The sequence below is a fragment of the Vibrio sp. UCD-FRSSP16_30 genome, from assembly GCF_001676025.1.
GTDB lineage: Bacteria > Pseudomonadota > Gammaproteobacteria > Enterobacterales > Vibrionaceae > Vibrio.
On sequence record NZ_LZFW01000035.1, the window covers coordinates 161,154 to 182,623 of the forward strand.

Here is a 21,470-nt window from a genome sequence, read left to right on the forward strand (position 1 = left end):
TATCTACAAATTAAAAAGGATGGCAATCGCCATCCTTTTTTTATGTTTTCTATTTTTCTACTTCCCTTATAAAGGACTTTTCAAAACCATTTATCGTTCGCAACTGTGTTACTTCTAGATTTGCTTGCTCAAAATCGTCATAAGGGCCAATTAGGCAACGTCTACCTTTGGACTCGGCTTTATTCCAGATAGATGCGGAGACGTTGGGGTAAATTAGATTAACTTGTTTAAGAGTGAGTTCTTTAGGAAAGAAGCCGCATTGAATCCAAAAGGTCGATTTACGGTAAACCGGGTCTCTTTTTCCCACAAGGGATATGCCTATGGGGCACTCCTCTCCTAACTGAGCAGGTTTATCGTAGGATTCTTGAGTAGCAGAGCAGAGATAGCTATTTGCCTTGGCAGGGATGGCTGCTAAAGATAACAGCGCAATTGATGCGATTAGAGGTAGTTTGATGCCTTTCATTTTATTTATAACCCTCTAATTTTATTCAATAGTCACTACAGAATGTTAGTCGATTGTTTAGTTATTCGCCAATATTAACCACGGTCGTAGTATCTTTTCTCTCCAGCACCGTTCCGTAAAACTCAAAACGCCCAGTGAGAAAAATCACTGGGCGTTTTGGGATCTATACAAAAGCCGTTCTATAGAAAAATATCTCTATGCAAAGATAGCTCTATTAGCCTTTGTATAATTTAGGGTTAAACACATCACGTAGCCAGTCACCCAATAGGTTAATCACTAACACCAAGGTCACTAATACAATGCCAGGGAAGGCGGTAATCCACCATGCACCAGAGAAGATGTAGTTAAAGCCTGTACTGATCAGCGCGCCTAGTGAGGGTTGGTCAACCGGTAGACCTAAGCCAAGAAACGACAGCGCCGCCTCTGACATGATTGCGTTAGCAATCTGTACTGTTGAGATAACCAAAATTGGTGACAGACAGTTAGGAAGGATATGGCGGAACATGATTCGAGGAGCTTTAAAGCCCATCACTCGCGCCGCTTCGACATACTCTTTCTTCTTTTCGGCTAATACAGACGCTCGAATAGTACGAGCATATTGAGGCCATTCCGCAATACCGATAATCACCACCAGCATGATTACGGCGTATTCACTGTAGAAAGCACTACCAAAACTGGCCTTAAATATGGCGGAAACAATAATTGCCACCATCATGGTTGAAAACGATAATTGGATATCAGCAAAGCGCATTAAGAAGTTATCTATACGTCCACCGAAGTAACCGGCAGATAGACCAATAACAATACCTAAAATGAGCTGTAAGCCTACCGCAAGAAAACCAATGGTCAGTGATAACCTTGAGCCATACAGTATGGTTGAGAAAATATCACGGCCTTGCTCATCCGTACCGAGTACAAAGTTTGCATCCCCTTCTTCCATCCACGATGGAGGCAGCTCTGAGTCCATAATATCAATTGACATCAGATCGTATGGGTCAGTAGGGGCGATGATTGGCGCAGCTAAAGCAGCAACTAAAAAACAAGCAAAAACAAAGGCCGAGAACATAGCCACTTTGTCACGCAAGAAGTAATAAACGATATTCGAGTTTTTGAAACGCTGCCAGTGACTTGGAGCTTGTGTAGTCTGTTCCATGATTATGCTCCTTTACCAGTAATGTTTACGGTTGGGTTAATAAGTCCATACAGAAGGTCAACAATGGTGTTGGTAACAACAAAAATCAGCCCCACAAAAATAACGTATGCGGTAATTAATGGCGTATCGACACGGTTGATTGCTTCAAGGAATAGAAAACCTGTACCCGGCCACTGGAATACTGTCTCAGTCAGTATGGTGTAAGCCACCATAGTACCGATCTGTACACCGCCTACCGTCAATACGGGTAAAAGGGTATTTTTTAATGCGTGTTGATAATGAATTTTCTTAAGTGGCAGACCTTTAGCCTTACCAAACTTAATGTATTCCGAACTTAACACCTCAAGCATCTCTGAACGAACAAGGCGAATAAACAGAGGAAGCATGATCGAAGCCAATGAAACACACGGCAATATCAAGTGCTTAATACCATCAACGGTGAAGAAGCCAGACTCCCAACCTAGAACGTTTGCCGTCTCCCCTCGCCCATAGGATGGAAGCCAACCTAAGGTAATGGAGAATATATACATCAACATAATTGCGGTAAGGAATACGGGGATCGAAATACCGACCGAGCTCATCGCCATGATGACCTTGGTAAAAAAACTTTTGGGATTGATTGCCGAATAAACGCCGAGCGGAATCGACAATACGACAATAATTAATGTCGCGCCAAATACGAGCTCTAACGTCGCAATCAGCTTATCTAAAATAACGTCCACTGCTGGGCGTTTAAAGAAATAAGATGTACCTAAATCACCCTGTACGGCAGCCGTAATAAAGCGAGTATATTTAGTCACAAATGGGTCGTTCAAACCGAGATCATCTCGTAGCGCTTGGCGCTCAGATTCTGATACCGACTGACCAACTAATTCACGTAAGGGATCACCAAGGTTATCTTGGATAGCAAACGCCACCAAACTGATCACAAACATCACTACCAGTGCCTGATACAGGCGCTTGACTAGAAACGAAAACATTCCGTTGCCCCTTTCTTCCAATCTAACAATTTTCAGTCTTAAAAATGGTACCTGACCCGACTGAAACAAGGTCAGGCACCGAAAAGCGCATTACTGCGTTTTTAAAAACGTTGCTTAAAGGCAACAAGGTACGTGCATTATTAAGAGCAGCGCACCTTTATTTACTATGCTACTTATTACTTAACAACTAGGTCGCCAAAGTAAGGGAAGTTCATTGCGTTAACGATTGGTTTAATCTCAACGTTAGACTTTGCGCCCCACGCTAGGTTCTGCCAATGTAGAGGAACATAAGCCGCTTCGTCATAAAGCGTCTTCTCTACTTGTTGTAGCATTTGTGAACGTTTTGCAGGGTCTGTTTCAACGTTCGCTGCTTCAACTAACTTATCCACTTCAGGGTTAGAGTAGTGACCACAGTTGTACTGACCTTTACCCGTTTCTTCGTTACGAGTCATGGTTAGGAACTCAGAGAAGTTCGCAGAATCTTCTGTATCGGCGTGCCAGCCAATCATTAGCATGTCTGCTGCACACTTATCAAACTCAGGCCAGTATTGCGCTTTTGGCATTGTTTTCAGATCAACACGGATGCCAATCTTAGCCAGCATCGCAGCCGCTGCTTGAGCAATTTTTGCATCATTCACGTAACGGTTATTAGGCGCAATCATGGTTAGAGAGAAGCCATCTGCGTAGCCTGCTTCTTTCATTAGTTGCTTCGCTTTCTTCAAGTCGTAACGAGGTTTAAGATCTGCATCGTAGCCTGCGTAACCTTCAGGACCTTGCTGACCAGCAGTGGTTGCAAAACCTTTCATGATTTTCTTAGCAATACCGTCATTGTTAATCGCGTATACGATAGCTTGACGAACACGAACATCTTTAAGAGCTGGGTTGCTCTCTTGGTTCATTTGGAAAGAAATCAAACGAGTACCCGGCAGAGTCACTAGCTCAACGCCTTTAGCTGACTCAACACGTTTATGATCGTTTGGTGAAACAGGAGCAATCATATCTACGCCGCCAGAAAGTAGCGCAGCAACACGAGTTGCATCTTCTTTGATTGGTACCAGTGTTAGGTTATCAACGTTGCCTTTTGACTCTGTATCCCAGTAACCATCAAAGCGTTTAAACTCAACCTTCACGCCTTGCTCACGCTCAGTCACGATAAATGGACCTGTACCTGAAACGTTAGTCGAAGCAAAAGAGTTGCCGTGCTTCACAATCTCAGACTTGTCTTTACCATCTTCTGTTTTACCAGTGTAGAACTTGCTATCCATTGGGAAAATGTAGGTCGCAGTTTGTAGAACTAGCGGAAAAGCGCCTTTAGATACAAGATCAAATGTGTAGTCATCAACTTTTGTCACCTTTTCAAATGGTGCAAAAATTGCTTTAAAGTCAGGTGAATCTTTCAAACGGTCAAACGTCCAAACTACATCGTCAGCAGTCAGAGTATTACCAGAATGGAACTTAACGCCTTCACGCAATGTAAAGCGCATTGTAGTTTCGTTCACACGCTCCCACTTAGTTGCTAGGCGAGGTTCAAATGATAAATCTTGCTTATAACGTACCAATGGATCGAAGACCATGTGAGACAGTTGAAGCGTGCCGCCAGATAGTTGCTCTTGTGGGTCAAGAGATACTGGGTCAGCATCATAAGCGACTTTGATATCAGCAGCGGCGGCGTTAAATGCAAGGCCAGCGACTGCAAGTGCTACAGCCAGTTTGGTCTTAATAGTTTTCATTGCATATCTCCTTCATGCGGGATGGAATCCCTATTGTGTTTGCGATGTATTATTGATTGCTGTGTGTTGTGTTATGTATTGCGCTCTTATGAGCTTTTGCTTAAACGACTAAGCTAATTCTGCTACTTCACCACTGCCTTCGCGTAAACCTTTAAACTCGGGCATCAGTGAAATCAAATGTTGGCTATATTCATGTTGTGGTGACTTAAATAACTGCTCGGTTGGCGCAACTTCCAGAAGAGCACCTTGCTGCATCACACCAATGCGATCACACATCTGACGAATTACCGGCAAATCGTGACTGATAAACAGCATGGTTAAGTTCAATTCATCTTGAAGGTCTTTCAAAAGATTAAGAATCTGCGCCTGCACCGAAACATCCAATGCCGAAGTGGGTTCATCACAAATTAATAATCTAGGACGAGTAGCAAGCGCGCGGGCAATAGAAATACGTTGGCGCTGACCACCAGAGAACTCGTGAGGATACTTAACGGCGGCCATACGGCCCAAACCAACATGATCAAGTAGATCGTTGACGATCTGACGAGTTTCATTTTCATTAGCCGTTAGCTTATGAAAACGAATCGGCTCTGCGATAATATCGAAAATCTTCATACGTGGATTCATAGACGTATAAGGATTTTGGAACACCATCTGCATTTGGCGACGCATTGGACGACGCTCTTTTTCGCTCTTTAGTCCCGTTAAATCGATACCTTCAAAAGTCACTTTACCGGCGTCAGGTGCATACAGACCGGCAATGATGCGAGCAATCGTCGACTTACCAGAACCAGATTCACCCACCAAGCCAAAGGTTTCGCCTTCAAACACTTCAAAACTGACATTGTTTGACGCTTGCACGTATTCTCTGCGGCTTTCAAACAGTGAGTCTTTGGTAATAAAACGAAGATCGACATTTTCAACGTTCAGCAAAGGTCCAGTGTAATCACGCTGATCTTGGCTTTGACCTAACCAGTGATTTTTTACATTAAGAGGTTCGTGCTCTGCCGCTTCTTCGATGTAACTGACCAATGGGAATCGGTCTAATTTAACGTCTGAACGAGGTACTGCTGAGATAAGACTGCGCGTATAAGGATGATCTGGGTCACCCAACACTTTACTGGTTGGTCCAAACTCAACCAGATCGCCTCGGTACATTACCGCAACGCGATCAGTGACGTTTGAAACCACGCCCATATCGTGAGTTACTAGCATACAGCCTACATTTTGCTGAACACATAAATCACGAATTAGGCTAAGAATTTGGTCTTGGATAGAAACATCCAATGCTGTAGTTGGCTCATCCGCAATAATCAGATCCGGCTCACCAGCTAGCGCAATAGCAATAACAACACGCTGGCGCATACCACCAGAAAACTGGTGCGGATATTGTTTTAGACGATTTTCTGGCTGTGGAATACCCACCTTGTTCATCAATTCTAAAGAACGCTTATAGGCTTCTGCGTCAGAGACCTTCATATTGGCATGAATGGTTTCTTTAAGTTGATGTTCTACGGTAAATAACGGATTTAAAGACGTCATAGGATCTTGAAAGATAAATCCTATTTTAGAGCCACGTACCTGACGCATCTCTTCTGCAGATAAACCTGATATTTTTTCCCCATCGAGAAAAACCTCACCACCAGCAATAACGCCAGGAGGGCTTAATAAATCAATCACGCCGTTGCCGACAGTGGATTTACCCGCGCCAGATTCACCTACGACACCGACGATTTCACCGCGTTCAATATTAAACGACAGAGATTTTACTGCTGCGTGAACACCGTGTCTTGACGGGTACTCAATGCGAAGATTTTTTACTTCTAATAACGACATTACCAGACCTCTACTGCTGGACAGTTTTCTGCCTTGTCTGCAAAATTGAATCCATTCGAAATGAACGTGACCCGTCTTAATTCAGGTCTGCACCTTAAGTGGTGCCTCCGCTCAAAACACAATGATAAATATTGTGTTCGACGCACAATTTGGCAAAAAAGACACAGAAAAGCAACATTTAAAGGATAAAAACTGGCTTTGTCGCTAAATAAAAGATAATTCCATGAATGAAAATGCCACCCCACTGAATAAATACTCATACAAATGCAATTTGAGTATTTGTCAGATATTAAAAAGCCCCAAAACATCTGGCATCTTCGGTGTGGCAATCAAAAAAACATAAAAACCCTAGCTAACCCCCGAATTTTTATGCTTTTTTACCCCACCAGAACAGACAGAGTAAACGACTAAAAACAAAGCAATTTACGTTAATTATTACGACGTAGATCACCACAAAAACAACACTTAACACCAACAAGTAGCATATATGCAGAGTTTTCCAACCAAGTAGGCACTGATAAATGTTAATGTAATGCAAATAAAAAAGGCTCCTTTAAAGGAGCCTTACAATCATTCTAAATAAATATAAATTAGTTATGAGAGCACACGTTTGCTTCATTAAGTTTGAATTGGTTATTGTCTAAAACAACCTTTTCTCTCAATAAGAAAAATTCCAAGATAGATTCAAAATCAAAACCCTCTTTACTACAAGTTCTAAACTGAGCATTTTCACCAAACTCAGCTGTAACCCAACTTTTCAATTCTTCTTTTGACATTGGTTGTAGGCGAAGTTGGTTTAAAATTTTATGTGCATGTACAGACATGGGAGACTCCTAAAGGTTGAATCTGAATGTCGCAATGGTACAGATTAAACAACTTACCGTAAATTAAAGAGGGGAAATAAAGCTAAAGGTGAACGCTGAACTCAGCCCAGTTCACATAGTAAAAAAGACCGGCGGCAAATGTCAGTAACGTCATTAAAGCGATCGCAATCCCCCAAATAAAACGCCCACTACGAGGAGTAAGTTCTTTCTCGCACGTACTGCATGCTTCCACAAATTCTTTTCTGTCTTCTAATTTGAAACCATCTTCATGCAGCATCTTATTACGCACGGTTGCGATATAACGTAATTTACTGATCACTTCTTTAGGTAGGCGCTCTTCACTATCTGTAATCAACTGATGAAGACCTCGTCCACGGGCATGAAAACGGGTACGCAGAATCCCTTCTAGACGTCTTGTTCGTACTACTACCTGATCAATATCGGACATATCCTTACCCCGTCTAAAACCCTGTTGATTCAAAGAATCTGCACATTGCGTATCCAAGTGACTATTTAATACCGTTCCGCCTAAAAAATTGAATAAGCCTGCGGATTATTGAACCTAAATCAAGCTTAGCAATCATTTCACTCTTTATATATTTAAAATAAGACCATGATTTATAAATGAGGTTCAGCAAACTTTGTGACCTAATTACCATTTCTTATCGCGACTTGGCGTTTAGATCACGCTATCTCACTAATTGTACTAATCCCAGATAGACGCAGGCTACACTCAGTGCCTAAAAACCATTCAGCTAAAAACTATCAGGATAACCTATATGCCAATATCCCTATTTGTTCTAGTTGCAGTGCTGGTTGTAATCGCCGCCTTTGCTTGTAAATACGTTGTCAGTAAGCACATACATGGCGCGGATGCACCAGAGCAAACGGCAAAAGTTACCGTTATTGATAAGCAAGCAGTAGATATTCCCGACGCAAAACCTGGGGAAGACGATCAAGAATATTGGATATACGTGCAGAAAGGCCGCTTTGGACCAAAACGAGAGTTTAAAATTGGCATTCATTACTATCACGCCCTATCACCAGGCCATCAAGGCGTGCTCACCTATCAAGGTGATAAGTTCATGCACTTTGCGTTAAAGCGATAGAAAAATCAGAGCACTATTGATGACAACAAACAATAGGCTCTGAATATCGAATATTAAGGTAATAACCACGCGGTTTTACTTGAACGAGACACAAGCCAGCTAAGCAATAACGAACCGCCGCCACTAATCACAATCCACAGTGGAATCACCAAAGCTGGATGCCCTTGATACCACTCAAACTCTTTCATTGGCCATAAGAAGATAGGATGCAAAATATAAATGCCTAGGCTGTGAGTACTGATAAAGCCCACAATCTTATTCGCCCCTGCAGAAAGCCCCTCACCAAAGTAACGACAGACCATAAAGATCATGCTAGCCGCGCAGATAGTATTTAGTGTTTTATAAGATAGCCAGCGACCATAAGTGTAATCATTTGCCTCTATGCTCATAGAGATTACCTGATAGATGGTCACCGCAAATGCTGCTAACCCAATAGCCACAAACGTACTCACCGATGCTTTAGTCAATGGCACTTTTTGATACAAGATATAGCCTAGCGGCAGTAGACCCGAATAAAGCCACATCTGGTTATTCCATAATCCATCGATGCGGAATAAAAATAGTGCTGTTGTGAACAGCCACAGAGCAGTCAGAGCGTACAGCGCTTTATCATCGTAACGGCGTACAAAGATCTGTAAAAAAGGAATCACAAAATAAAGAGGAATAAAGTAGTAAAAGAAGCCTAAATGATAATAAGTGGCATGATCTAAGCTATCCACCAGCACTTCTTTGGCATGAGCAGTATCAAAGCCGTAAACACTCCAACCCGATAAGTACGCATAGAAGATTGACCAAATAACAAACGGTACTAAGACCTTGCCAAGGCGGCGTTTAACATAGTACTTAAATTCGAAGGGTCTTCTGTCACTCAACATCAAAGCGCCAGAAATAAGAATAAATACCGGCACAGCCCAGCGACTAATACTATTAATGCTGATCGCAGTAGACCAATCAGCAAATGGAATTTCACCAAATTGATATCGATAAGGAGCTAACACATGGATTGCGATCACAGCAATGGCCGCTACACATCTTGCTAGATCGAAAAACAAAACCCTTTGTCTCATTATACCGCTTCCTTAATTTATGCTACTGGCATCATAACAATAAAAAAGCTAGCGAAGGAAATCCTTGTTAGCTTTTTATCGTTATTTTTTAATCAATTAGCTATGTCGCGGAAGCTTTATTGAAATAATGCTAGCCAGCATTAAAAAAGCAAATGAGAGCCAAAGACACGCCGCAAGTCCTGCCATCTGAAAAACTAAGCCCGATAAAATCGTGCCGATAAGACGTCCCATAGCATTGGCCATATAATAAAAACCAACGTCCATAGAAACCCCATCACCTTTAGCGTAGCTTACAATAAGGTATGAATGCAGTGACGAGTTCACCGCAAATATTGCACCAAAGATAAGCAAGCCAACCACAATCACAAGCTCTGGTTGCCAACCGATTTGTACGCCATAAGCAATTATACCGGTCACTACCGATAGCATCACAGCCCAAATAAGAGCCGATTTACCATCGGGTACTTTGCCTTCTGCTTTGCCCGTAATACGAGGGGCAAACCCTTGCACAACACCATAGGCAATCACCCATATTGCCAGAAACCCACCTACCATTGAGTGGTTCCAACCAAAAACACTGCCTAAGTAAATGGGCAACGCAACCACAAACCAAACATCTCTTGCGCCAAACAAAAATAAGCGCGCTGCCGACAAGCGATTGATGCTACCCGACTTAGAAAATAGATGTTTAAACTTAGGTTTATTCTTGGCTTTACCCATATCGTTATCAAGCCAAGTAAGACTCCCTATTAGCACCAGTAGTAATACCGACGCCATAGCAAGTACCGCCCCCTGAAACCCAATAACCGACAGTAAAACACCACCTAAAAAGAAACCGGCGCCCTTTAACGCATTTTTTGAACCCGTTAAAATAGCAATCCACTTATACAAAGCGCCCTGCTTTTCGTTAGGAACCAGTGTTTTTATTGCACTTTTAGCGCTCATCTTATTCAGATCTTTGGCAATACCCGAGAATGCCTGCGCGGCCATTACCCACGGTATTGTTAGCCACGTTTGGGGGACTGCGAGCATAAGCAAGGCAAAGATTTGCAGTGCTAAGCCCATATTCATGGTTCGATTTAAACCAAGTCTTGCGCCTAGCCAGCCTCCAACAAGATTAGTGACCACACCAAAAAATTCATAGAACAAGAATAAAGAGGCAATCGCTAAGCTGCTGTATCCTAAATCATAGAAATACAGCACCACCAACATACGCAAAGCGCCGTCTGTCAGAGTGAAGTTCCAATAATTAAATGTCACCAACATATATTGGCGAACACTTTTATTTAAGCTTGATAGCATCGAAGTAGTCTCATCGACTAAAACGCGCCCCTCATAGAAAGGCACGTATACAGATAAAATTAACCTTGAACGAGAGCTTCAACGTAATTCACTTGCGCAGGCTTAGTGAATGCCCCCGGACGTAGCGCTTTCACTTCTGTTACAACCTTTGGCAATGACCAATTAAGCTCCAACAATAAGTTAGCCGCTAATAGACCCGTACGACCCGATCCGCCCATACAGTGCATTGCAATCTTGTCGCCACTATTAACTAACTTATGTAGCTCTGGGCTTACCTCTGCCCAAAGCTCAGCAAACTCACCATCAGGCACATCATCGTCTTCGATAGGCAGGTGAAACCATTGCAAACCCAGCGCTTTACTTTTCTCGCCTAGCGCTTCAACGTTCTTTTCGGTCATTTCTGCCTGATTTATTGCTGTCACAATGGCTTTTACCCCCTGCTCTTTTAGCTGAAGGAGAGATTCGTCTAAACCCAGCTCTTTAGTTCCAGGACACGGCGTAAGGACAAGTGTTGCGCCATGATCGATAGAAAGTTCCCAAGTAGGATGCGTCATTTTATTTTCCTTATATAAAGCACGTCGAAACATGCTTATTAATCTAATTTATTATTTATCTGCCAAACCAACAGTGCGCACCAGTTCAGCGGTGCGAGTCGCATAACCCATTTCATTGTCATACCAAGCATAAATTTTCAGCATGCGAGTACCGACGACCATAGTCGACAGGCCATCAACAATGGTTGAACGCTGATCGCCTTTATAATCGATAGAGACTAGCGGACGCTCTTCAAAACCTAGAATGCCTTTTAGTTCATTTTCAGAAGCTTCTTTTAGTAAGGCGTTGACCTCTTCGGCTGTGGTATCTCGCTTAACATCAAAGATAATGTCAGTAAGAGAAGCGTTTGCGAGAGGAACGCGCACAGCATGACCGTTAATTTTGTCTTTAAGCTCTGGGAAAATCTCAACGATAGCGGTTGCCGAGCCAGTAGTGGTCGGAATTAAGCTCATGCCACACGCTCGTGCACGGCGCAGATCTTTATGCGGTGCATCTAAAATTGTTTGCGTGTTAGTTAAATCATGAATCGTGGTAAATGCGGCTTGTTCAATGCCTAATTTCTCATGGATAACTTTAACCACTGGCGCAAGACAGTTGGTGGTACAAGATGCCGCCGTCACAATCTTATGTATCGCAGGATCAAAGATGTCATCATTAACACCGACCACGATATTAGCGATGCCTGACTCTTTCACTGGCGCAGAGACCACGACACGCTTTACACCTTGCTCTAGGTATTTATTAAGGAATGCCGTCTTACGATGAACACCCGTTGCTTCAATAACAACATCACAACCAGACCAATCGACAGAATCAATATCACGCTGTTGAGAGGTTTGGATTGCATGACCATTAATGATCATATCCGTACCATCTGCAGTTACTGCATGCTGCCAGCGACCTTGAATTGAATCGAACTCCAATAAATGAGCCAGTGTTTTTGCATCACCTGCAACATCATTAATTTGTACAAACTCAACTTCTGGCCAATCAAAAGAAGCTCTTAATGCCAAGCGTCCAATACGACCAAAGCCATTGATACCGATTTTAATAGTCATGTTCTATCCTTTATTGCCACCTAGGTGAGCATTTAAATTACCCGCTACACACAAGACATTGCGTCTATGTGAACTAATCTTTGCGTATCTTGTTGGTATTGTTCTTTAAGGCAGTTTGAATCCCTTAAACCATCCAGTACTTTTTTAGCCCAACCAGGCAGATCGAGCGCAACATGGTAATAAACCCACTGGCCTCGCCTTTCATCGACTAAAATGCCCGAGCGGCGCATCTGTGCTAAATGACGCGATACCTTTGGCTGACTCTCTTGCAGAGCATGTGTTAACTCACAAACACACAAACTACCCTCTCGAGCAATAAGCAGTAAGCTACGTAAACGCGTTTCATCTGCAAGCAATTTAAAGAACTGATGAGGTAACATTGCGACCGCCAAATAACCATATACGAATATCCATATATACTAGGCAAAAAAAAGACATCAGCAAGTAAAACCCGCCGATGTCATCAAAGATTCATGTTACAAAAAATGTCAGATTAAAATTGATTAACCTTTGGCTGCCGCCAGTAATAAGCCACATCCGATAAACATAGAGCCAAATATTTTATTCAACTTACCGATGATCTTATCTGAGCGAATAAAGCGCCCCATTTGAGCCGCCAACCCGGTATAACCGAGCATCACCATGCCATCGATAGCAATCGTGGTCACACCCAAAATTAATAATTGCGGCAGATGAGGCAAACTAGGATCAATAAATTGAGGAAACAGCGCTACTAAAAAAACAATAGACTTAGGGTTGGTTAGGTTGATAAAGACAGCTTGCTTGAGCAGTGTCCCCGCTGAAATCTGCTGATGACTTTCGACTAACTTAAATCCTTTATTATCTCGCCATTTTTGAATGCCAAGCCAGATTAAATAAGCAACACCTACCCACTTAATTAAAGTAAATGCCAGTGCAGATTGAGCCACTAATGCACCAATTCCTGCGCCAACCAATACAATATGAAAGGCTAACCCCAATTGCAGCCCGGCAATGGCCGACAGTGATTTTCGCATGCCAAAATTAATTCCATTGGCAATAGAATTAACGGTTCCTGAACCCGGTGCTAAGCTAAAAATAACAGCCGTAGCTACGTATGCTAACCAAACTTTCAACTCCATGCTAATACCTTGTATTCACTATCAATTGTGGGTGCTATGCTGTTTGTAACGTGAACAGGGAACTAATGCAATGTCAAATAACGCGATTGATGTTTGTACTCAAGAACATGACTATGAATATCAAATAAAACAGCCTATCGCACGCTTCTGGAAAAACCGTCAGCAGGGGTATGTGAAAGGCGTCGGCCACAAAGAACTGTATTGGATTAGCCTCACCTCTCCCCTGCATGACAAGGCCATCTTGGTTGTCAATGGACGAACCGAAAGTGCCTGCCGTTACCAAGAATTATTTTATGACTTGTTTAAGCAAGGCTTTGATATTTACTCTTACGATCATCGCGGTCAAGGTATGTCTCAGCGCTTACTTGATGACTATCATATGGGGCATGTCGAAGACTTTGAAGACTATGTTGATGACTTAGCAATCATCACCAAACAATTTGATCTCAACCGCTATAGTCGCCGCTTTATTTTGGCCCATTCAATGGGCGGAGCTATTTCCACTCGTTACATTCAAAACACACCTGCACATCCATTTCACGCTATTGCCCTTAGTGCTCCAATGTTTGGCATAAAAATGCCTTCTCCACTTCGCGCGATTGCAAAACCTCTTTGTAAAACATTAATCCATTGGAAGAAAGAACCTCATTATGCGATAGGCCAAACTGGCTATCAAAGAACCTCTTTTGCAGAAAATAGATTAAGTAGCTGCAAAGCTCGATTTGAATGGTCAGCGGATCTTTTTGATGCAGTAGAAGAAATTCAAATGGGTGGGCCGACATCGCAGTGGGTTTGGCAAGCAATGCTCGGTTCTGAGCAATGTGTTAAACACGCTCAAAAGGTCAATATTCCTTTGCTTTTAGTACAGCCAGCGCTGGACTCTGTTGTCGATAATGTCGCGCAAAACAGATTTATCGCAAAACTGAGTCGTGTACGACAAGACGCTATTTTATTACCCGTAGCAGATGCCATGCATGAAATACTCATAGAGCAAGACCAAGCAAGAAACCAAGCCTTAGACGCCATTCTTGGATTTTTTGAACAGTGATAAGCTTTTGAATGGTAATTTAAAAAATAAGGAAAAGAGGAAAGCGCAGTTTACCCTCTTTCTTGCTCATTGAATAACGTAGTATGTATTGGCTTTTGAATATAAATAAGCCTACCTTGGACAACCTGGTTTTAAATAATATGACTGTTGAAAATACAAATTTCGAAAACATCTCTATTGTCGCTTCTGATTTAGATGGCACTCTTTTGGCTCCCGACCACCAGCTATCTGATTTCACCAAGCAAACATTAAAGCAGTTGCATGAACAAGGTTATACCTTCATTTTTGCAACTGGTCGTCATCATATTGATGTTGCTTATATTCGACAAGACGTAGACATACCAGCCTACATGATCACCTCTAATGGCGCTCGTGTGCATGATATCAATAACAATTTAATGTACAGCCAAAACGTTAATCCAGATCGTGTACAAGCCGTTATTGATATTATTCGCCAAGACCCAGAAATCATTATTCACATCTATCAAGATGACAAATGGTGGGTAAATCAAACTGATGAGCAGTTGCTTGCTTTTAGCAAACACTCAGGCTTTGCCTTTGCACTTTTTGATGACACGAATGCGCCAAAAGAAGGCATTGCAAAAGTGTTCTTTACTCATGAAAGCCATGAGTACCTCGCCACTTTTGAAGACAAATTAAACCAAGTATTTGGTGACGAATTAAATATCGCCTTCTCTACACCTTGGTGTTTAGAAGTGATGCAAGGTAATGTTTCAAAAGGAAATGCACTGCAAGCGGTAGCAAAAACCTTAAATAAAGATCTTAGTAACTGTATCGCATTTGGTGACGGCATGAATGATGCCGAGATGCTATTAATGGCTGGTATGGGCAAAGTGATGCAAACCTCTCATCAAAAAGTAAAAGACGCTCTACCTAATAATGAAATAATTGGTAGCAACGAAGATGATGCAGTGGCTCACTATCTAGTGGAACACCTGTTAAGATAGACCAGTGATCCATCGTTCTACTACAGGCTAGATAATGAAAAAATGCGCACTATTTTCTATTTTGACTTCTATCGTACTACTGGGTTGTAGTAGCACAGAGCAGTCACAGCAACCTCAAACAGCGGCTATTGATAACACCACCCAACCATTACCGCAGCTCATTCCTAGTAAAGAAGCGCCTGCTCGCGTACTTGTGCGCGGGCAAATTATCGTTGGTCATGAATCTAGAACTATCCAGCCATGCAACAGCAACGCCACTTATTGGCTTAAACTTCCTGATGCTGTTCGCACTATGACTGAGTCCATGAAAACCGAACCTCACCAAGCTATGTATGCCGAAGTTTTTGGTTACTTTGAGCCTGCAACAACAGGCTTTGCAGCAGAGTTTGGTAGTCAGTTTGTGGTCACTGAATTTAATATTATTACCGCAGAAAACCCTAACCGCTGTGAAAAACCAACACAAGGTGCACGCGCCTTTGGTAATGAGCCGGCATGGACAGCAAGTGTTTCAGACTCTAACGTAGAGCTTAATATTCTGGGAAAAGAGCCTCAACAACTGCCAGTAGTTAACCTTGAACAGAGTATAGAGAATACTCGTTACGATCTAACTAAAGGGCAACTCAATATTCGTCCGCAAGTTTGTCGCGATACGATGAGTAACTCCATTTATGGTTGGACTGCCGATCTTAAAACAGCAACAAGCACTGTTACTGGTTGCTACTCTGAAGGCAATTTATCGACTGATGATGTCGTAGGTCAATACAGCCAATCGATTGATGCGACGACCAATCTGACTCTAACACTCAGCTCCGATCACCAAGCTAAAACTCGTTATTCTTATAGCGATGGCAGTGGTGATATTAAAGAAAGTGGTCATTGGCAGACCTTAATTAGCGGGCTAATACAAGTCACCTCAGTTACCTATCAAGGTCAGCCAATTATCGCTATTCGAGAGTTTGAGCGTAAAGATGACACTCTTTCTACACAGCATGAAACCATCAATGGCGCGACTTACCCTTTGACCAATGATGGACTAACCCTCAAAAAGGATCAGTAATGGTCTGCTCAGGTTGCGGGTTTAAACATCACTGCTTATGTGAACAGTTTCCTGTATTTGCACACTCAATTGAGGTGGCACTACTGTGCCATCCCAATGAGTTAAAAAGAGCCACAAACACCGGCAAGATCCTGCTAAAAACGCAATCTGAGGTGAAACAGTTTGTTTGGAGTAGAAGCGAATCACCCACAGAATTATTAGAACTGATTGCTCAGCACCCCAATCCAATACTACTTTTTCCTGGTGAGCATAGCCTGCCTGTGCAAAAAAATAATATTGAAGGGAAAGCAGAAGCGCGACTTTATATTGTGCTCGATGCCACCTGGCAAGAAGCCAAGAAGATGTGGCGACAAAGCCCATGGTTACAAGCACTGCCTCAATTTCACTTACCGCCATCCAAGACTTCAAGCTACAGCCTAAGAAGAAATCAAAGCGAGGGGAATTTATGTACTTGTGAAGTAGGCATTGAACTCATGCGCTTAGAAGAATGGGATCAGCAAGCACAGACGCTCACTGATTTTTTACAGTACTACCTAGACGTTTTTCAAGCTGACCGGTGTGGTCACTCATTAGCGAAGAAATAGTGCTCAAATAAAGTGAAGTAGCTGATCAATACGGCTAATTTCAACATCTGGCATGATCTTAGCTTTTTGATTTCCCTTAATACCAATAGAAGAATTATTAAACCAAGCAGCCTGAAAACCCGAAGCTTTTGCGCCAAGTACATCCGTCACTAAATGGTCACCCACATGCAAAATAGAATGTGCCGGAAGCTGTAAGATATTAGCCGCTTGAACAAACATATCTGAGTTTGGTTTAGCCGCGCCATCAGGCCCAGCTTTTAGCGTCGCAGTGAAGTAAGGTTGTAGCCCAATACGCTCAATATCCACATTGCCATTGGTGATGGCAATTAAAGGTATCTGACCAAGCAACGCATCCAATGTTTTAAATGTTAACTCAGGTATATCGACTCTATTTCTCAATATCGTCACTTGCTCCATAGTCTGTTTAATTGCCTCAATCTGACTGGAGCCAATAATATCAACAGAGCTAAAAGCAAAGCCTAGCTGGGTCTCTCTAGCGACAGTCACATCATGGCGACAACGCTCACTACTTTGCAGTGCTTGCTGTTTAAAAGCCTTCCAGTCACTCTCAGTCAGGGTTGCAAGCTTAGGGTAAGTTTGATTAATCCAGTGCCTTAAATCTCGCTCTAATCGCCTAATTACCGGATGATTATCATACAGAGTATCATCAAGGTCGAAGGTCATCGCTTGTATTGGATTTAAGCTTCGATAAAAACGCATTAAGACTCCGGTTTCTTTTTCGCTCGCGGGTGAGCTTTATCGTACTCTTGGGCTAAATGCTGAAAGTCCAAGTGTGTATAAACTTGAGTGGTTGATAGGCTTTCATGTCCTAGCATCTCTTGTACTGCGCGCAAGTTACCACTGGATTCTAAAATATGCGTGGCAAATGAGTGTCTTAATTTATGCGGAGTGATATGGCTAGAAACGCCCTGTTTAATGCCCCATTCCGACATACGCTTTTGTACATTTCGATGAGAAATCCGGCTACCTCGCTTAGAAATAAATAAGGCATTTTCTTCTAGCTTTAACAAAGAGGGACGCACATTCAGCCATTGCAATATCCAGCGCTTAGCTTCACCACTGAACGGGACAATACGCTCTTTATCCCCTTTACCAATAACTCGGATCTCACCACGTCCACCTTGTACATCGCGAACATTTAACTGAATTAATTCAGAAAGACGCATACCAGTACCATACATGAGTTCCATCATCGCGCGATCACGAATTGCTAACGGATCATCCATATCAATATCAAGAAGTTGGCCAGTTTCATCCACATCCAAATTCTTAGGAAGACGTTTATGGTTTCTAGGAGTACTGACTCCTTTGGCAGGGTTGGCGTTTAACTCTCCCCTTAAAACCATATAATCTAAAAAGCTACGCAGACACGAAAGTCGAGTGGCTAAGCTATTGGGCTTTAACCCTTCTCTCGCACCTTTTGCGGCTATTTGTCTGACCCAGGCAATATCAAGCTGTTGCCAATTCTCAACCCCAAAACTGGTTAATTGAGTCGCAATAATATGCAGCTGATTTTGATAGTTACTTTGAGTATGCGCACTCATTCCTTTCTCATTGTGAAGATAAGAAACGAATGAGTCGATCCACCCTTGATAGGCGTTAGATATGGGGCTGAGCATGTAGCGTTTGAACCTTTTGCCACTCGAGATGATAAAGTTGATGAGCGATGACCATCGCTAAATGGCTTAAATATAAAGTATCCTGACTTGGCTGGAACCGTCCGCCATCTTCGCTACAAAAGCAGAGAAAACCGTCTAAATTTGGATGCTCAAATGAAAGTACAGCATAAGAGCCTAACTCAGAAACCGGCGTACCTTGCTTAAAGATAAGCTCACGATCACTGCGTTTAAGACGGCCAAGATAAGCGCCACGCTGCGCCATATTTTTAGTTTTAAACTTAGACCAACTCTCTTCATTTAAACAAAGCTGCGAGCTAACATGATCCACGACTCCAACCACAACCGTCAGGTCAAGTTGCTGAGATTTTTGCTCTAGTGCGCTAATTATCTGTTCACCAGAATGAGCCACCAAGATGCGTTTTTCTAACTCCATAAAATGGCGAAAGATACTGTCATTGCGACTGGCAACGGCAAGTAGCTCGTTTTTCTGATCTTCTAAAGCCTGTATTTGTTCGCGCTGGCGCTTTAGCTTCAGATCAAATAAAGAGATAGCACCCTCTTGTTGATGAGGGACACTTAACGAATCAATAAGATATTCCCTGCCTTCAAAAAAGTCAGGGTTATCTAACAAATATTGTTCTATATCTACCTCTGTAGATATATTTTTTGCTGTTGAATCCAATACTTATCCCTACATAGCAATGAGTTAACAGCTGATTTGCCCATCAAATACATGGGTTGCACTGCCTGTCATGAACAGTGGTTGGCCTGGGCCTTCCCATTCAATCTGCAGCTTTCCACCTGTTAAATTAACCTCAACAGACTCATCCAATGAGCCTTGTAAAATGCCCACAGCAACCGCAGCACAAGCACCACTGCCGCACGCCTGAGTTTCACCAGCACCACGCTCATAAACTCTTAGGCTGATTTGGCTACGGTCAATAATCTGCATGAAACCTGCGTTAACACGCTCAGGAAAACGTTCATGAGACTCAAGCAGTGGGCCCAGTTCTTCAACATTGGCCGTTGCAACATCATCAACAACCGTAACCACATGCGGATTTCCCATGCTGACTGAGCCACAAAATAATGTGCTCTGTCCCACTCTCAAGATATACGTTTTCTCTTTTTGCTTAGCTTTAAAAGGAATCTTGCTCGGTTCAAACTCAGGAATACCCATATTGACTCGAACCTGATCCTCCTCTCCCAACTGCAGCAGCATCTTGCCTTTTTTAGTACTCACTCGAATGCTGTACTTATTGGTTAGCCCTTTCATCGCCACAAAACGTGCAAAGCAACGAGCTCCGTTACCACACTGCTCGACTTCCGAACCATCAGCATTAAAAATACGATAGTGAAAATCGGTCTCAGGATCATAAGGTGCTTCTACAACCAATAGTTGGTCAAAGCCCACACCGGTATGACGATCAGCAAGACGACGAATCAATTCTGGAGAAAAGAAAATATTTTGAGTAATGCAGTCAACGACCATAAAGTCGTTGCCCAGTCCGTGCATTTTAGAAAAATGGAAATGCATGCTATTTAATTACTCCGGTAAGGTGCTTTCAAGTTGCCATAGGCTTTCAACACTCTCGCGTTGACGAACCAAATGCATACTATCGCCATCTACCATAACTTCCGCCACTCGTGGACGAGAGTTATAATTTGAAGACATGGTAAAGCCATACGCACCTGCAGAGCGCACTGCCAGCAGATCATTTTGCTCTAATACCAAGTTACGGTCTTTACCTAAAAAGTCTCCCGTCTCACATACAGGGCCAACAAGATCATAGGTTGTTGCTTCGCCTTTTCTTGGGCATAAAGGAACAATATCTTGCCAAGCTTGATACAGCGCAGGACGCATAAGGTCATTCATTGCCGCATCAATAATCGCAAAGTTTTTATGCTCGGTATGCTTTAAGAATTCGACTTTTGTCAGCAACACGCCAGCATTAGCGGCAATTGCACGGCCAGGTTCAAATATCAGCTCAAGCTCAGGGTGATTACTTAAACGAGCTAATAACGCTTTAGCATAATCAGAAGGCTGAGGTGGCATCTCATCACGATAGACCACGCCTAAACCGCCACCGACGTCTAAATGCTTAATATTGATACCTTGTGCTTTTAATTTATCAATCAAGCCAAGAAGGCGATCAACAGCATCAATAAATGGGTCAATATCCGTTAACTGAGAACCAATATGGCAATCAATACCAACCACGTTAAGGTTTGGCATCTTCTGCGCGTACTGATAAACGCGTGGCGCCTGATCAAACGCAATACCAAATTTATTATCACGTAGGCCAGTTGAAATATAAGGGTGTGTTTTAGCATCAACATCTGGGTTAATACGCAAAGAAACCGGCGCGATTACACCGCATTCTTCAGCCACTTGGCTAATTCGTTCTAGCTCTGGCTCAGATTCGACATTGAAGCACTTAATTTTTAGCTCTAAAGCACGTTTAATTTCTGCTGCTGTTTTACCAACCCCAGAAAAAACCACTTTTGATGGTTCACCACCTGCGGCAACAACTCTTTCTAGTTCACCCAACGAAACAATATCAAAGCCAGAGCCCAGTCGAGCTAAAGCATTGAGTACGCCAAGGTTAGAGTTTGCTTTTACGGCATAACAAACTAAATGTGGAAACTCACCAACAGATTGGTCAAAAGCCTTCCAGTGGCGTTCTAATGTTGCGCGAGAGTATACGTAGGTTGGAGTACCAAATTTTTCTGCAACTTGAGTGAGGGAGACACCTTCAGCCCAAAGCTGACCATCTTCCTGATAATTAAAATAGTCCAAGATTCTTTCCTTACTTCAATAACTATTGTGTGGGTTGTGCGGGCGTATCCTGCCCTGCATCACTAGGCATATATAATGGGCCAGTTTGACCGCAACCAGCCAACAGCAATGTAGAACCTAAACACAATAGCGAGATAATTTTTTTCATGATGATGTTGATGATATATTTGACCTT

At 42.6% G+C, this 21,470-nt stretch carries 24 protein-coding genes; 5 read left to right on the forward strand and 19 right to left on the reverse strand.

Features of this window, described 5'->3' with window-relative positions; all coding sequences use genetic code 11:
- Positions 1–49: 49 nt before the first annotated feature.
- From A9260_RS12290 to A9260_RS12320, 7 genes are all read right to left on the reverse strand, one after another.
- Positions 50–463 (reverse strand): SPOR domain-containing protein, encoded by a 414-nt coding sequence (locus tag A9260_RS12290; RefSeq protein WP_068699386.1) that lies wholly within the window; start codon positions 461–463, stop codon positions 50–52.
- A 214-nt stretch (positions 464–677) separates the two neighbouring features.
- Complete coding sequence (locus tag A9260_RS12295; RefSeq protein WP_068699388.1) at positions 678–1,616, reverse strand: ABC transporter permease; 939 nt, start codon at positions 1,614–1,616, stop codon at positions 678–680.
- A gap of 2 nt (positions 1,617–1,618) precedes the next feature.
- Positions 1,619–2,596: an ABC transporter permease gene (locus A9260_RS12300; RefSeq protein WP_068699390.1), complete on the reverse strand. Its 978-nt coding sequence runs from the start codon at positions 2,594–2,596 to the stop codon at positions 1,619–1,621.
- 176 nt (positions 2,597–2,772) lie between these two features.
- Positions 2,773–4,326, reverse strand: a complete 1,554-nt coding sequence (locus A9260_RS12305; RefSeq protein WP_068699391.1) for an ABC transporter substrate-binding protein — start codon at positions 4,324–4,326, stop codon at positions 2,773–2,775.
- A gap of 108 nt (positions 4,327–4,434) precedes the next feature.
- Complete coding sequence (locus tag A9260_RS12310) at positions 4,435–6,162, reverse strand: dipeptide ABC transporter ATP-binding protein (RefSeq protein WP_068699395.1); 1,728 nt, start codon at positions 6,160–6,162, stop codon at positions 4,435–4,437.
- Positions 6,163–6,752: 590 nt separating this feature from the next.
- Positions 6,753–6,986: a YecH family metal-binding protein gene (locus tag A9260_RS12315; protein ID WP_068699398.1), complete on the reverse strand. Its 234-nt coding sequence runs from the start codon at positions 6,984–6,986 to the stop codon at positions 6,753–6,755.
- 82 nt (positions 6,987–7,068) lie between these two features.
- Positions 7,069–7,434, reverse strand: coding sequence for a DUF4145 domain-containing protein (locus tag A9260_RS12320; RefSeq protein ID WP_068699400.1), 366 nt, complete (start codon positions 7,432–7,434; stop codon positions 7,069–7,071).
- Positions 7,435–7,765: 331 nt separating this feature from the next.
- Between A9260_RS12320 and A9260_RS12325 the strand changes: the two genes are divergently transcribed.
- Positions 7,766–8,095 (forward strand): DUF2500 domain-containing protein, encoded by a 330-nt coding sequence (locus A9260_RS12325; protein WP_068699402.1) that lies wholly within the window; start codon positions 7,766–7,768, stop codon positions 8,093–8,095.
- 53 nt (positions 8,096–8,148) lie between these two features.
- On the opposite strand, the gene A9260_RS12330 is transcribed toward A9260_RS12325, so the two are convergent.
- From A9260_RS12330 to rhtB, 6 genes are all read right to left on the reverse strand, one after another.
- Positions 8,149–9,162 carry an acyltransferase gene (locus A9260_RS12330; RefSeq protein WP_068699404.1) on the reverse strand — a complete coding sequence of 338 codons (1,014 nt, stop codon included), beginning with the start codon at positions 9,160–9,162 and terminating at the stop codon, positions 8,149–8,151.
- 96 nt (positions 9,163–9,258) lie between these two features.
- Positions 9,259–10,464: an organoarsenical effux MFS transporter ArsJ gene (gene arsJ / locus A9260_RS12335; RefSeq protein WP_068699406.1), complete on the reverse strand. Its 1,206-nt coding sequence runs from the start codon at positions 10,462–10,464 to the stop codon at positions 9,259–9,261.
- 59 nt (positions 10,465–10,523) lie between these two features.
- Positions 10,524–11,018, reverse strand: a complete 495-nt coding sequence (locus A9260_RS12340) for a phosphatase domain-containing putative toxin (protein WP_068699408.1) — start codon at positions 11,016–11,018, stop codon at positions 10,524–10,526.
- A 51-nt stretch (positions 11,019–11,069) separates the two neighbouring features.
- Positions 11,070–12,077 (reverse strand): ArsJ-associated glyceraldehyde-3-phosphate dehydrogenase, encoded by a 1,008-nt coding sequence (locus A9260_RS12345; RefSeq protein WP_068699410.1) that lies wholly within the window; start codon positions 12,075–12,077, stop codon positions 11,070–11,072.
- A 44-nt stretch (positions 12,078–12,121) separates the two neighbouring features.
- Positions 12,122–12,457, reverse strand: a complete 336-nt coding sequence (locus A9260_RS12350) for a metalloregulator ArsR/SmtB family transcription factor (protein WP_068699411.1) — start codon at positions 12,455–12,457, stop codon at positions 12,122–12,124.
- A 123-nt stretch (positions 12,458–12,580) separates the two neighbouring features.
- A complete protein-coding gene (gene rhtB / locus A9260_RS12355) occupies positions 12,581–13,198 on the reverse strand; it encodes a homoserine/homoserine lactone efflux protein (protein WP_068699412.1) in 618 nt (205 codons plus the stop codon).
- Positions 13,199–13,268: 70 nt separating this feature from the next.
- Between rhtB and A9260_RS12360 the strand changes: the two genes are divergently transcribed.
- The 4 genes from A9260_RS12360 to A9260_RS12375 all read left to right on the forward strand — a co-directional run bounded on the left by A9260_RS12360 (position 13,269) and on the right by A9260_RS12375 (position 16,855).
- Positions 13,269–14,246, forward strand: coding sequence for an alpha/beta fold hydrolase (locus A9260_RS12360; protein WP_068699414.1), 978 nt, complete (start codon positions 13,269–13,271; stop codon positions 14,244–14,246).
- A 140-nt stretch (positions 14,247–14,386) separates the two neighbouring features.
- Positions 14,387–15,214, forward strand: a complete 828-nt coding sequence (locus A9260_RS12365) for a Cof-type HAD-IIB family hydrolase (protein WP_068699463.1) — start codon at positions 14,387–14,389, stop codon at positions 15,212–15,214.
- Positions 15,215–15,248: 34 nt separating this feature from the next.
- A complete protein-coding gene (locus A9260_RS12370; RefSeq protein ID WP_068699416.1) occupies positions 15,249–16,271 on the forward strand; it encodes a hypothetical protein in 1,023 nt (340 codons plus the stop codon).
- A complete protein-coding gene (locus tag A9260_RS12375; protein ID WP_068699418.1) occupies positions 16,271–16,855 on the forward strand; it encodes a tRNA-uridine aminocarboxypropyltransferase in 585 nt (194 codons plus the stop codon). Before A9260_RS12370 ends, A9260_RS12375 begins: the two co-directional genes overlap by 1 nt.
- A gap of 3 nt (positions 16,856–16,858) precedes the next feature.
- Here the strand turns inward: A9260_RS12375 and A9260_RS12380 are convergent, their stop codons facing one another.
- Genes A9260_RS12380 through lptM form a run of 6 tightly spaced genes read right to left on the reverse strand, consistent with a single transcriptional unit; the run spans position 16,859 to position 21,443 of the window.
- A complete protein-coding gene (locus A9260_RS12380) occupies positions 16,859–17,575 on the reverse strand; it encodes an HAD-IA family hydrolase (RefSeq protein ID WP_068699420.1) in 717 nt (238 codons plus the stop codon).
- Positions 17,575–18,495: a tyrosine recombinase XerC gene (xerC, locus tag A9260_RS12385; RefSeq protein ID WP_068699422.1), complete on the reverse strand. Its 921-nt coding sequence runs from the start codon at positions 18,493–18,495 to the stop codon at positions 17,575–17,577. Before xerC ends, A9260_RS12380 begins: the two co-directional genes overlap by 1 nt.
- Positions 18,476–19,177: a DUF484 family protein gene (locus A9260_RS12390; RefSeq protein WP_068699424.1), complete on the reverse strand. Its 702-nt coding sequence runs from the start codon at positions 19,175–19,177 to the stop codon at positions 18,476–18,478. The genes xerC and A9260_RS12390 overlap by 20 nt, the downstream gene beginning before the upstream one ends.
- 24 nt (positions 19,178–19,201) lie before the next feature.
- Positions 19,202–20,032 carry a diaminopimelate epimerase gene (gene dapF, locus A9260_RS12395; protein WP_068699426.1) on the reverse strand — a complete coding sequence of 277 codons (831 nt, stop codon included), beginning with the start codon at positions 20,030–20,032 and terminating at the stop codon, positions 19,202–19,204.
- Between the two features lie 9 nt (positions 20,033–20,041).
- The gene (lysA, locus tag A9260_RS12400; protein ID WP_068699431.1) at positions 20,042–21,295 is read right to left on the reverse strand and encodes a diaminopimelate decarboxylase; all 1,254 of its coding nucleotides are present in this window, start codon (positions 21,293–21,295) and stop codon (positions 20,042–20,044) included.
- A gap of 22 nt (positions 21,296–21,317) precedes the next feature.
- On the reverse strand, positions 21,318–21,443 hold the full coding sequence (gene lptM / locus A9260_RS16820; protein WP_082957112.1) for an LPS translocon maturation chaperone LptM: 126 nt from the start codon (positions 21,441–21,443) through the stop codon (positions 21,318–21,320).
- Positions 21,444–21,470: the final 27 nt, after the last annotated feature.